14 protein-coding genes and 1 pseudogene are annotated in these 11,791 nt (G+C 55.7%); 2 read left to right on the top strand and 13 right to left on the bottom strand.

Going from position 1 to position 11,791, the window contains the following annotated elements:
* Window positions 1-62 precede the first annotated feature (62 nt).
* From JX325_RS07845 to JX325_RS07805, 9 genes are all read right to left on the bottom strand, one after another.
* Window positions 63-830, bottom strand: coding sequence for an ABC transporter transmembrane domain-containing protein (locus tag JX325_RS07845; RefSeq protein WP_204790605.1), 768 nt, complete (start codon window positions 828-830; stop codon window positions 63-65).
* A complete protein-coding gene (locus tag JX325_RS07840; RefSeq protein ID WP_204790604.1) occupies window positions 827-2,590 on the bottom strand; it encodes an ABC transporter ATP-binding protein in 1,764 nt (587 codons plus the stop codon). Before JX325_RS07840 ends, JX325_RS07845 begins: the two co-directional genes overlap by 4 nt.
* A 113-nt stretch (window positions 2,591-2,703) precedes the next feature.
* Window positions 2,704-3,318, bottom strand: coding sequence for a TetR/AcrR family transcriptional regulator (locus JX325_RS07835; RefSeq protein ID WP_204790603.1), 615 nt, complete (start codon window positions 3,316-3,318; stop codon window positions 2,704-2,706).
* Between the two features lie 155 nt (window positions 3,319-3,473).
* Window positions 3,474-4,256 carry a ZIP family metal transporter gene (locus JX325_RS07830; RefSeq protein ID WP_204790602.1) on the bottom strand — a complete coding sequence of 261 codons (783 nt, stop codon included), beginning with the start codon at window positions 4,254-4,256 and terminating at the stop codon, window positions 3,474-3,476.
* Between the two features lie 51 nt (window positions 4,257-4,307).
* Complete coding sequence (locus JX325_RS07825) at window positions 4,308-4,673, bottom strand: metal-dependent transcriptional regulator (protein WP_204790601.1); 366 nt, start codon at window positions 4,671-4,673, stop codon at window positions 4,308-4,310.
* 85 nt (window positions 4,674-4,758) lie between these two features.
* On the bottom strand, window positions 4,759-4,893 hold the full coding sequence (locus JX325_RS07820) for a FeoB-associated Cys-rich membrane protein (RefSeq protein ID WP_204790600.1): 135 nt from the start codon (window positions 4,891-4,893) through the stop codon (window positions 4,759-4,761).
* A gap of 14 nt (window positions 4,894-4,907) precedes the next feature.
* The gene (gene feoB, locus JX325_RS07815; RefSeq protein WP_204790599.1) at window positions 4,908-7,112 is read right to left on the bottom strand and encodes a ferrous iron transport protein B; all 2,205 of its coding nucleotides are present in this window, start codon (window positions 7,110-7,112) and stop codon (window positions 4,908-4,910) included.
* A gap of 75 nt (window positions 7,113-7,187) precedes the next feature.
* On the bottom strand, window positions 7,188-7,409 hold the full coding sequence (locus JX325_RS07810; protein ID WP_204790598.1) for a FeoA family protein: 222 nt from the start codon (window positions 7,407-7,409) through the stop codon (window positions 7,188-7,190).
* Window positions 7,410-7,432: 23 nt separating this feature from the next.
* Window positions 7,433-7,645: a FeoA family protein gene (locus JX325_RS07805; RefSeq protein ID WP_204790597.1), complete on the bottom strand. Its 213-nt coding sequence runs from the start codon at window positions 7,643-7,645 to the stop codon at window positions 7,433-7,435.
* A 231-nt stretch (window positions 7,646-7,876) separates the two neighbouring features.
* Here JX325_RS07805 and JX325_RS07800 point away from each other — a divergent pair, with 231 nt between their 5' ends.
* Window positions 7,877-8,182, top strand: coding sequence for a metal-dependent transcriptional regulator (locus tag JX325_RS07800; RefSeq protein ID WP_307819256.1), 306 nt, complete (start codon window positions 7,877-7,879; stop codon window positions 8,180-8,182).
* On the opposite strand, the gene JX325_RS18080 is transcribed toward JX325_RS07800, so the two are convergent.
* The 3 genes from JX325_RS18080 to JX325_RS07785 all read right to left on the bottom strand — a co-directional run bounded on the left by JX325_RS18080 (window position 8,068) and on the right by JX325_RS07785 (window position 9,906).
* On the bottom strand, window positions 8,068-8,748 hold the full coding sequence (locus JX325_RS18080) for an HAD family hydrolase (protein ID WP_374220596.1): 681 nt from the start codon (window positions 8,746-8,748) through the stop codon (window positions 8,068-8,070). The two genes, JX325_RS07800 and JX325_RS18080, sit on opposite strands and share 115 nt — an antisense overlap.
* 151 nt (window positions 8,749-8,899) lie before the next feature.
* Window positions 8,900-9,472, bottom strand: a complete 573-nt coding sequence (locus tag JX325_RS07790) for a DUF3793 family protein (protein WP_279380516.1) — start codon at window positions 9,470-9,472, stop codon at window positions 8,900-8,902.
* Window positions 9,473-9,474: 2 nt separating this feature from the next.
* Entirely contained in the window at window positions 9,475-9,906 is a 432-nt protein-coding gene (locus tag JX325_RS07785) for a flavodoxin (RefSeq protein WP_204790594.1), read from the bottom strand.
* A 183-nt stretch (window positions 9,907-10,089) separates the two neighbouring features.
* Here JX325_RS07785 and JX325_RS07780 point away from each other — a divergent pair.
* Window positions 10,090-10,544: pseudogene (locus JX325_RS07780) on the top strand (transposase).
* Window positions 10,545-10,817: 273 nt separating this feature from the next.
* Here the strand turns inward: JX325_RS07780 and JX325_RS07775 are convergent.
* On the bottom strand, window positions 10,818-11,231 hold the full coding sequence (locus JX325_RS07775; protein ID WP_204790593.1) for a helix-turn-helix transcriptional regulator: 414 nt from the start codon (window positions 11,229-11,231) through the stop codon (window positions 10,818-10,820).
* Between the last annotated feature and the right edge of the window lie 560 nt (window positions 11,232-11,791).

Below are 11,791 nucleotides of genomic sequence, written 5' to 3'. Positions count from 1 at the left end.
ATGGTCCTTTATTGGACGTTTCCTTTACCTTTGTCTGTTTGCCTGGCTTTTACCGGCTTTAATCAGTGCTTCCTTAAGAGCATTTGCGCCGGGACTACAAACATGGCCGAACCCAATTCGCTTTTGAACTGCCGGTTCTCAAAGGTGTCGATTTTGCGGTACAGTCCGTCCAGATATACCTTCTCCGCCTTATTGCTTTTCAAGTCACGGATGGTTTCCAGGCACTCCTGCACACCGTCCGCCATGTTGATCAGGGCGGCGTTCTGCCTGCGGATAAAATAATTCTGCGCTTTCTTGGAAAAGCCAACGATTACCAGGGTGATGGGCAGTACCCACAGGGCGGCGAGGGCCATCTGCCAGTCGTAGCACAGCAGGTTGACCGCCACCAGACAGGTGGAGAAGATAGCGCCGTAAAATTGAGGGACATAGTGGGAGAACATCTGCTCCGTTACCTGCACATCCCCCATGATGGTATTGGTCAGGTCGGCCAAGTCCTTTTTTCCGAAGAAGGACAGGGGGAGCCGCCGCAGCTTCTCCGCCAGCCGGATACGGCAGGCCCCGGATTCCAGGTAAGTGGAGAAGTAGGTGGCGTTGTACTTCCAGAACTCGGAGAGCAGTACCAAAAGCAGCGCCGCGGCAATGCCCAGGCCGTAGAGGGGGCAGTGCCCCTCCGGGACGCTGCCGCTCAAAAGATCGCTTGCCAGCAGATAGAGAAGCCCCACCGGAAGCATCAGCATCAGGTCGGCGACAGTACAGGCGATCACGGCCCGCACCAGCCCTTTCGCCCCTTCTTCGGAGAGGGCAAAGCGTTTCATCAGTCGTTCAGTCATTTCGCGGCACCTACCTTCCAGCTCACAGAGGTCTGATAATCCTGCCACATCTTTGCGTAGAGGCCGCCCCCGGCTACAAGGGTATCGTGGGTCCCGCTCTCCTCCACATAACCCTCCCGCAGCACGAAAATGCGGCCGGCATTCTGGATTGTGGTCAGCCGGTGAGCGATCATAATGACGGTTTTGCCCTTGGAGAGTTTTTCAAAGGCCCGCTGTACCATCGCCTCGTTCTCCGGGTCCGCAAAGGCGGTGGCCTCGTCCAGAATGAGGATGGGCGCGTTTTTCAGCATGACGCGGGCAATGGCGATCCGCTGCTGTTCGCCGCCGGAAAGGTACACGCCCTTGGTCCCGATCACCGTGTCGATGCCCTGGGGCAGCTTCTGAATGATGTCGTCGCATTGGGCCTCATGGAGTACCCGCTCCACCTCCTGGCGGGAGGCGTTGGGCTTGGCAAGGCGGACATTTTCCAGGATAGAGGCTTTCAGCAAGCGGCTGTCCTGGAACACATAGGCCACGGTGTCCATCAGTGTCTCCTTGGAAATGTCCTTCACATTGACACCGCCGATCTGGATGGAACCGCCAGCTACATCCCAAAACCGGGAGATCAGCCCCGCTACAGTGGTCTTGCCGCCGCCGGAGGGTCCTACCAGAGCCACAGTTGCCCCGGCGCCCACCCGAATGGTCACATCACGGAGCGCGTCCGTTGTTCCGCCTGTGTAGCGGAAGGTTACATTTTCCAGGACAACGTCGTTGTCCGTGGNGACCTTGCCGCTGCGGGGTTCGGGCAGAGGCTCCACATCCAGAATGGAGTGGATACGGCTCATGGCGTCCGCAACAATCATGCCGTTTTCGCTCATAAACATCACCTTGGTCATGGCCGTGGCAATGAGGGGCGTGAAGATCACATAGAAGATGAAGTTCAGCAGCACCGGCCCACCGCCCGCCAGAATCAGCGCCAGTACAATCAGGAACGCGAAGGCGCTGTTGACCAGGACCGTATAGGACAGCATGGACGGGCGGCACTTCTTGCAGTAGGACATGACAAACTCGTAATAGCTGTCGATGGTCCCCTTAAACCGTTTGAAGGAGTGAACGGTCTGACCAAATGTTTTGACCACAGGAACGCCCCGCACATACTCCACCGCCTCGTTGTTCATATCCGCCAGGGCGTTTTGGTAGAGCTTCATGTCCTCCGCCATGGAGGGACCGGCCATCTTGANCATAGCCNCACAGCCCAGGATCACCGGCAGGAGGCTGACAAGGCCAAACCGCCAGTCGAACAGGAACAGCATGATAATCATGCAAACCGGCGTGGTGATCGCCGCCGACACATCGGGGAGCTGGTGGGCCAGATAAGTTTCCGTGGCCGCGCTGCTGTCGCTGACGATGCGGCGGATCTTTCCGCTGCCTGTCTCCCCGATGAAACCCAAGGGCAGCTCGGCAATATGGGCCATCAATGCCTTGCGGATGTTCCCGGCAATGCGGAAGGCCGACAGGTGGGAACTCATCAGGGCGCAGACATAAATCACGATGGACAGCACCGCGAAGCCCGCCGCCATCCAGCCGTTGCGGACGATGTGCGTGGCCTGGGCATAGTTGGGGGCCGCCGCAATGACCTCCTGAATGATACGGAACAGGAAAACAAAAGGAAAAAGGGCCAGGATCGCACTGATGGCAGACAGCAGCAGAGACAGATAGGTCAAATACCTGTATCTCCCAGCGTAGCTCATCAGTTCCCGGAGAATACTGTTTTTCTTCAAGTGGATACCTCCTTGTGACCAATAATCTATGATATAGAAAGCGCCGCGGCCGCTCTCTTATATCCGCCCAATAAGTTAGCTATAACTAACTATCGGTCCAAATGAAAGGGGTCTTAGACCCCCATCATGCTGTGCCAGCCGGCAAGGAAAAAATCCTGGAGCTGCCGGACATACTGCTTTGCCCGGTCATAGGGCATATCGTGAACCACGACCTCGAATATCCCGTGGAACATCCCGCTGGCAATGATGTGGCAGAGCTGTTCATCCAGGTCTGGGATGTCCCGGCCCTGTCTGCGCAGGACTTCCATGAAACGCTGGGTGGCTTCCACTTCGATCTCTACCATGTTGTGGATAAAGTTTTCGTAGCTGGTGCCCTGTGCCTTACAGATTAACAGTCTGAACGGTTCAAGATGCTGGTATACATACTCCATCATTTCCTTTACGCAATCACTGGATTCTACCCCTACATGGCTGGGCTGTTCCGCCTCCGGCAGCTCGGAGAACGCCGTCTGTGCCCGCATGAACATTCCCATGACCGCCGCCGCGTGAGGCTCCACCAAAGCGGTGAACAGGGCCTCCTTGCTGGAGTAGTATCCATAAAAGGCCCCGGTCGTCACTCCGGCGTTCTTGACAATCTGCCGCAGGGAGGAATCCGCAAAGCCCTTTTCCAGAAACTCATCCATAGCCGCTTGATGGATGCGGGCTAAGGTTTCGCGCTGTCCGTCCATGATACACCTCAATAATAACAGTGTTATATATCACTGTTACAGAATAGCAGACAGAGGAAACTTTGTCAAGACCCATCTCAACATTTTTCCTCTGCCTGCCCTTGTGCCAAGCGGTGGGCGGGACTGCGCTATTTGTGGAATAGCCCCCTTCTTTTTTAGCCCAGCGCCACATCCAACGCCAGCATGATGGTAAATCCTGCCGCGAAAAACAGCGTCCCCAGGTTGGAGTGTTCCCCGGCAGACGATTCCGGGATCAGCTCCTCCACAACCACATAGATCATCGCTCCCGCCGCAAAACTGAGCAGATAGGGCAGAGCGGGCAAAATCAGTCCTGCCGCCAGCATGGTCAGGATTGCCGCCAGAGGCTCCACGATGCCGGAGAGGACGCCATATAAGAAAGCGCGTCCTTTTCCCACGCCCTCCCCCCGTAACGGCATGGAGATGATCGCCCCCTCCGGGAAGTTCTGAAGGGCGATGCCGAGGGAAAGGGCCAGCGTACCGGCGGCGGTGATGCCGCTGTTTCCGGCCATCCAGCCCGCCAGCACCACGCCTACCGCCATCCCCTCCGGTATATTGTGGAGGGTGACGGCCAGCACCAGCATGGTGGTCCGTTTCAGCCGGGTATGGGGGCCTTCCGGCTGACTGCTGTTCTGGTGCAGATGGGGGATCGTCCTGTCCAAAACCAGCAGGAACAGGACACCCAGCCAAAATCCTATGACGGCAGGGAGAAACGCCCACCGGCCCATATCCTCCGCCTGTTCCATGGCGGGGACAAGCAGGCTCCAGACAGACGCCGCCACCATGACGCCCGCCGCAAAGCCGGTCAGGGCCCGCTGAACCAGCAGATTCATTCCCCTTTTTAAGAAAAATACGCATCCTGCGCCCAATGAAGTTCCCAGGAAGGGAAGAAGCAATTCAAGCAAAACACTTTCTGTCATTTCTTTACGTTTACCTCCCAATGGATGCAGCGGCACAAGGTTTCCATGCCATTATATTCTGCCAGCCAACCGCTTCCGGCAATGCTCCGGCAAATTCATCGCCATCATACGAATATACTCCTCTGTTTCTTCTGATGTGAGATCAAGTCCTATCGCTGGAAACCGTTCTCGGATCAGCTCAACGCAACGCAGAAGATCCTTTGCCAGCAGAAAGCCGGTATCCGTCAAATAGATTTTTCCATATCGTTCCCGCACCAGCAGATTCATATCCATAAGAAAGCCCATCATTTTAGTGACAGAGGCCTTGGAGCAGTTCATGGCTTTTGCAATGTCCTGTGTACCTACATCCGGTTTATTCCGGCCCAACTCGTAGATCGCCAGCAGATAGCGAAGATGGGCTTCCCGTAATTCCGCCATAGAATGATTCCTCCCCAATGGGAGAAGGCATGAGCAGATTCCACTGCCCATGCCTCCTCACCATGTCTTGCAAGATTTGAAGTTTTCAGTGACAGCCGTGACAGTTCCCGCAGTCGCCGTTGCAGCCTCTGCCGGACTTGTGAGATTTCCGCAGGGACCGGACAGCCAGCGCCACAACGCCTGCCAGTACCAGCAGGACGACGATTTCTCCAAGAGTCATAGTTTATTCCTTTCTCACTGCACAGCGGCGGCCACGGAGCTCAGCCGCCGGGTGTTCTCTTCGCCCTGATAGCCCTTGCGAAACAGCAGATACAGGATTCCCACCAGCAGGACCAAAGCTGCAATGGTTCCAATTCCGAACGCCGCTTCGCCGGTGACCAGCCCGCCCAGCTGGAACACAATCAGGCTCACCACATAGGCGAAGCCGCACATATAGCCGATGGCCGCAGCGGTCCATTTGGCGTTGTTCATCTCCCGCTTGATAGCGCCCATGGCGGCGAAGCAGGGGGCGCACAGGAGGTTGAAGATCATGAAGGAGTACGCGGCCATGGCTCCGAAGTCCGCGCCCACGGCGGCATAAATACCGCTGGCGTCCTCCATCAAGTCCGCCTCACCGGCGTAGTGGTAGGCCACGCCGAAGAAGTTGACAACTTCCTCCTTGGCAATCAGGCCGGTAAAGGTGGCGGTGGTAGCTTTCCAGGCCATGTCGCCCACCCAGCCCAGCGGGGCAAAGATGATGGCGATGCCGCTGCCGATGGCGGCCAGCAGGGAGTCATTATTGTCCTCCACGGCCTGGAACACACCGCCTACAACGCCATAGCCCATAAGGAACCAGAGGATAATGGAGCTGAGGAGGATGATGGTCCCCGCCCGCTTGATGAAGCTCCAGCCCCGCTCCCAGGTGGCCCGGAGCACGTTGCCCATGGAGGGGGCGTGGTAGGTGGGCAGCTCCATGACAAAGGGGGCGGGCTCCCCGGCAAAGGCTTTGAACTTTTTCAGCATGATGCCGGAGATGACCACGGCGGCGATGCCGATGAAAAACGCGGAGGTGGCGACCCAGGGAGACTCGCCGAACACAGCCCCGGCGAACAGGCCGATGATGGGCATTTTGGCTCCGGAGGGGAANAAGCCGGTGGTCATGATGGTCATTTTCCGGTCCCGGTCCTGCTCAATGGTCCGGGAGGCCATGATGCCGGGGACGCCGCAGCCGGTGGCCACCAGCATGGGGATGAAGCTTTTGCCGGAAAGGCCGAAGCGGCGGAAGAGCCGGTCCATGATGAACGCCACCCGGGCCATGTAGCCCACGTCCTCCAGAATGGCCAGCAGCAGGAACAGCACCAGCATCTGGGGCACAAAGCCCAGCACCGCGCCCACGCCGGCCACGATGCCGTCCTGGATCAGCCCGTAGAGCCAGCCGCCCTCGGCTACACCCAGAGCGCCCAGGATGGTGTCAAACAGGCCGGGAACCCACTCGCCAAAGAGAACATCATTGGCCCAATCGGTTCCCATGGTGCCGATGGAAATGGCCCAGCCGCCCATGGCAATGGCATAGATGCAGAACATGATCGCCGCGAAGATCGGAAGGGCCAGAACCCGATTGGTGACGATCTGGTCAATCTTGTCGGAGACGGACAGGCTATGCTTCGCCGCCTTTTTCCGCACCGCTTTGGACACCACGCCGCTGATGTAGGAATACCGCTGATTGGTGACGATGCTTTCGGCGTCATCGTCCAGCTCTGTCTCACAGTCGGTAATGTGCTGCTCCAGATGGGCTTTCAAATCAGCGGAGAGGTTCAGTTCCTCCAGAACCTTTTCATCCCGCTCAAAAACCTTGATGGCGTACCAGCGCAGGTAGCCTTCCGACACCTTGCCCTGGATAGATTCCTCAATATGGGCCAGGGCGTGTTCCACACTGCCGGTGAACACATGGGGCAGTTCCCCGGTATGCTTCCTCTGCGCCAGGGCTACGGCTTTTTCCGCCGCCGCCATGCCGCCCTCGCCCTTGAGAGCGCTCATCTCCACCACTTCACAGCCCAGGGCCTCGCCCAGCTTATCAAGATTGATGGTGTCGCCGTTTTTCCGCACCAAGTCGATCATATTCACCGCCACCACCACGGACAGGCCCAGCTCGATGAGCTGGGTGGTGAGGTAGAGGTTCCGCTCGATATTGGTGCCGTCCACGATGTTGAGGATGGCGTCCGGTTTCTCGTTCACCAGATAGCTCCGGGCCACCACTTCCTCCAGAGTGTAGGGGGACAGGGAATAGATACCGGGCAGGTCCTGGATCACCACATCCTTATGGCCTTTCAGCCTGCCCTCCTTCTTCTCTACCGTAACTCCGGGCCAGTTGCCCACATACTGGCTGGAGCCGGTGAGGGCGTTGAACAGCGTGGTCTTGCCGCAGTTGGGGTTGCCCGCCAGGGCAATCTTGATGTCCATAGTCATTCTCTCCTTTTGATTGTTAGCTAAAGCTAACTTATGGCGCAAAGAATAGCGGCCTCCCGCCGCGTCTGTTTACTGAACCTCAATCATCTCCGCGTCGCCCTTGCGGACGGACAATTCGTAGCCCCGAACATTCAGCTCCATGGGGTCGCCCAGGGGAGCCACCTTGCGGACAAAAATCTCCACGCCCTTGGTGATGCCCATGTCCATGATCCGGCGCTTCACCGGGCCTTCGCCGTGCAGCTTCGCCACGGTCACGGTTTCGCCCACCTTCACATCTTTTAATGTTTTCATGCTGCTCTCCTCCTTTTTGGTTCTTAAACCATAATGCGGTTTGCCATCGTCTTGTCCAGAGCGATGCGGCTGTCCTTCACCTGCACGATCAGGTTCCCTCCAATCTCGCTGACTACCGTCACATCGCTGTCCACCACAAAACCCAGCTCCGCCAGATGCTGGCGGATTTCATCCTTGCCGGAGATTTTGCGGACTGTGACCGTCTCTCCGGCCTTTGCCATTGTCAGCGGCATCATTTCCTCGCCTCCCTCCGGGGTGTGGTTAGTAAACTCTAACCCTGAAATCGGCCTTAGTTTACTACCGCTAACCGCCATTGTCAAGGCCTTTTTCAGAAAAACTTGCTTCTTTAGTTAGAATGTGCTAACCTATGCACAGGGATTTCCGTGGGAGGAGGAATTTTTGTGAATATCCACCAATCTGCCGAGGACTATTTAGAGGCCATCTTAAAACTCCGGGAAGATCGCGGAATGGTGCGCTCCATTGATATAGTCCATGATTTGGGCTTTTCCAAGCCGAGTGTCAGCATAGCGATGCGGAACCTGCGGGAGAACGGCTATATTCAGATGGACGATGATGGGTATATTACGCTTATGCCTCCCGGTGAGGAAATTGCCCGGCGTATCTATGACAGGCACAAGCTGCTAACGCAGGTTTTTATTCAGCTGGGCGTTTCCCCGGAGACAGCGGCGGCNNACGCCNGTAAGGTAGAGCACAATCTGAGCGATGAAACCTTTGAGAAAATCAAGGCTTCATTCCACAGGCGGAAGAAATAGCGTGAGCCGCGAAGCTGCCGAATCACGGCTTCCGCCTCTGGCCGCAGGNGAGNGGAGATNCAGACCACGGCGGACAGCACGCCGCCAACAGCCAGATACAGATGGGAAGACTGCTCCGGCAGGGAATCGTAACGCTGCTGTTCCCCCTCCGGAACGGCACAGTGTTCGTCCTCAAAGACAAAATGGGCGCTTCCGATGATGACCCTCCTGCCGCTGACCTCGCTGACGATGCCGTGGGCCACGATGTACTCCGCTTGGAAGTGCATTTCCTCATGGTCCAGCCCCCGCTCCCGCGTGGCCTGGACAACTGCGTTGGTCATGGAACGGGGGAAATGCTCCTCCAGGCAAGCGGCCAGTCGCAGCATATCCGCTTCGTTCCGCCCGCCGAAGGGAATGATCTCCGCAGCTACCGGGCAGGCATAGGTCAGGGTGCCGGTTTTGTCAAAGACCACCGTGTCCGGCTGGGCCGCCAGATTTGCCGCGCGGCTCTCCGTCGTTTCCCGGCCGGCCCCGGTCAAGTACAGATGGCCGTCCGCGTCTTTGGTGAGGAACCCGCCCTGGCACAAAAGGCGCAGTCCATGGCTGACGCTGGCCTTGGCATAGCCCAGGTATTGGGCAATGTCAATGGCCTCTCACTTGATCCATACGCTGGCCTAAGATCAAAACCGCCTTCAGATAATCCTCCCCGGAAGCCGGTAATTCCATTTCGATCCCCCCTTATGCCGGGACTGCCAACCGCTCAATGGGGATTCCCTGCTCAAACATGGCTACATAAGTCTGGATGCATCTGCGGCAGCGGGCAAAGTATGCCTGCGTCTCCGCCGGGTCGCCGTAGGATTTCCAGAAGCCGCAGCAGGTAAAGTTCCGGCCATGGTTTTCAATAAAGCCGATCACATCCCGGAGGGGATAGCCCAGGAATACGCCGATCTCATGGGGGAACTCCGCCTGTGTCCGCAGGCGATAGGCAAGCTGTTCCAGGAGACCGTCCAGGTCAGCGTCCTCGTATCCAGCCTCCGATAAAAATCTCCGGTACGCATTGCCGGACAGAATTCGTTTCAAATGACTTGGCCGATACACATAGACGATGGCCGATCCTGAATCCGGACGCTCCAGAAGTATCCGAACCGAAAGACCAAATGGGGCCAGCTGCTCATTCCACTGGCTGGTTTTCTGGCGAAGGGTTTCCGATGAAAAATGCTTGAAACAGAAAATGCTTCCCGGTTTCATCCCTGCCAGCGTGGGGGCGCACTGACGGACCAGCGCGGCCTCAAACGTCCGGGAAATGCCCACGCTCACCACGCCGCCAGCTTCCGGCCCAGCTCCTTGCAGGCTTCCTCGCCCTCTGCGTCCGGGGCCTCGTTGACCGTCAGGCCGTTCTCATCCAGGAGATCGGCCCCGGCATCGTCACAGCGTTTGCACCAGTCCCGCATCCACTGGCCGTCTCCCCAGCCATAGGAACCAAACAGCGCGATCTGCTTGCCGCCGAGAGAACCTTCCAGAGCGGAAAANATCGGCTCGAACTCCGCTTCCTCCAGCACCTCGCTGCCCATGGCGGGACAGCCAAAGGCCACGGCGCTGTAAGCGGAGAATTGACCGGCAGAGAAATCCCCAGGCCCCAGCAGCTCCGCCTCGCCGCCGGCGGCCCGGACACCCTCGGCAATAAAGCCCGCCATAGCCTCCGTGTTGCCGGTCCCGCTCCAGAATACGATTGCGATCTTGTTCATAGCTGAACACTCCTTCACAAAATATTTTTGGTTGTAGTTAGCTTCGACTAACTTTTGCGGCCAGAGAAGCCCCAAAGGGAGAAGGCCTTGGGGGGAGCAGTGAGCTCATACGCCACTTTGGTTAGATACTGCTAACTGCAAAGCAAACGTTAGCACAGATGGGGACTTTTGTCAAGAGATAATTTGTTGATTTACTATCATCAACATGATATAAGCGACGAAGTATGGGCGCTGTTGGAGCCTCACTTGCCGGGATAACGAGGTCAATGGGGAGGAATTGCCCAAGATAACCGGCGTTTTATAAACGCAGTTTTTTGGGTGCTGCGAACAGGAGCCCCTTGGCGTGATTTACCTCCAGATTACAGAAAATGGGGGAGCGGTTCAGCAGCAGCAGGTGGAAAGCAGGACATGTCCAGAACAAAAGGGGGCTTAACACCAAAATACATCTGGCCGTGGATGCGCATGGTATGCCAGTCAGAATCCTTATTACAGATTGTTTTCTTGTCTTAAAACGCTGGAGGGGTATTGCTGCTCGTTATGCAAAAACTTCCGATGCTTTTATTGCTGCGGTACACGTTCATTGTATACGCGGCCTGCGGTCACAAGGAACTCCGTCCAGATTCGGTAGTCCTCCGTGAGCCGGAGTGTGGCCGCGTCCGCCTTTTCCATGTAGATTTCCAACTTGCTGGGCATCTTGCCGGCATCCTCCTTTCAAGTATTCGGGCAGGTAATTATTGGACCTGCGCCGCCAGCAAGCACCCGCTGCCCTTGCCAAAGGGCAGAAAAAAAGGCCCGTCCCTAAAGATAGGCCGGATGACAGAAAAGCTACAGTTCATAAACAGCCAGGAGGCCATCCCAATCACATGGGCGGCCTCCTGGCTTGTNTTTCTATATGCTTATTTTGTGACTACTTACAGGCCGATAAAGCTTTCTTCCGGCACCAGGGTTTTGTACTTATGCAAGGTGAATTGCATGAAAGCGGCCATTTCGTGGATTGCTTCAGCCTTATATCGCTTTGGAATTGTATCAACCTCTTTGAGAAGCTTTTCGAGCATTATTTTGTCCTTCTCAATTTCAGCTTCAGNAATTTTCTCTTGCACTTCTTCTGGATTGCGAACATCTACCGTAAGCATTTCATGTGTGCCCGTCAGATAGTCCAGAGGCACTTCAAAGTATTCCGCCAATTTTTGGAGATTAGCGAATGAGGGCATAGTCCCCTTTTTCCAGCGGGATGCATTCATTCTGGATACGCCAATAGCATCCGCAACGGCTGTTGGCTTGATGTTACGTGCATTGCATAATGCAAGAAAGCGTTCGTAGAACATTTTGACTTCCTTTCAAAAATATAACTAAAATGGTATTTTTGTGCTTGACAGTTAATCTGCGCTGTGCTATACTATAACTAGTTAGGTATAAACAATCATAACAGTTATAAAGTGTCGGCATATAACTATTGAGGTATATATAAATTTTACGTCACTTCTAAAGAAAAAGCAATAGCCAAATCCATTTAACACAAAGGAATTTTACCATGACTAATGAGAAGATGGGCTATACGCCCCAAGAAGAACACCGTATCAACGGGATGGGTGTTATGCATCGATACCACGCTATGAATATCGTAGAAAGACNTGGNNNTGAAGCATGTGCCACAAGAGGCCCGCCTCGCATACAGACCAGGCGGCTCTCAAGCGGTATGCCGCAACACTTCATACATTGCTAACAAGAGATCAGCAAGGTGTCTATTTTTTTAAAAAACCTAGCGAAGCGCCTGCCGCTTCGAGAATGGAGAAATCATGAAATCTATCTTTAAGAAGCTGTACCAATAGAGGGAAAAGTAGTATAATGAGGGAATGATACAGAAAAATGAGCGACGCAGCTATGC

It is taken from the genome of Oscillibacter sp. CU971, assembly GCF_905219725.1.
Lineage (GTDB): Bacteria > Bacillota > Clostridia > Oscillospirales > Oscillospiraceae > Oscillibacter.
This window is presented reverse-complemented; position numbering and strand designations above follow the sequence as displayed.

What these genes read in the sequence shown, in the direction of transcription:
- JX325_RS07845 (WP_204790605.1), bottom strand. Translation starts at nt 830, where the DNA reads ATGACTGAACGACTGATGAAACGCTTTGCCCTCTCCGAAGAAGGGGCG.
- JX325_RS07835 (WP_204790603.1), bottom strand. Translation starts at nt 3,318, where the DNA reads ATGGACGGACAGCGCGAAACCTTAGCCCGCATCCATCAAGCGGCTATG.
- JX325_RS07830 (WP_204790602.1), bottom strand. Translation starts at nt 4,256, where the DNA reads ATGACAGAAAGTGTTTTGCTTGAATTGCTTCTTCCCTTCCTGGGAACT.
- JX325_RS07825 (WP_204790601.1), bottom strand. Translation starts at nt 4,673, where the DNA reads ATGGCGGAATTACGGGAAGCCCATCTTCGCTATCTGCTGGCGATCTAC.
- JX325_RS07820 (WP_204790600.1), bottom strand. Translation starts at nt 4,893, where the DNA reads ATGACTCTTGGAGAAATCGTCGTCCTGCTGGTACTGGCAGGCGTTGTG.
- JX325_RS07810 (WP_204790598.1), bottom strand. Translation starts at nt 7,409, where the DNA reads ATGAAAACATTAAAAGATGTGAAGGTGGGCGAAACCGTGACCGTGGCG.
- JX325_RS07805 (WP_204790597.1), bottom strand. Translation starts at nt 7,645, where the DNA reads ATGATGCCGCTGACAATGGCAAAGGCCGGAGAGACGGTCACAGTCCGC.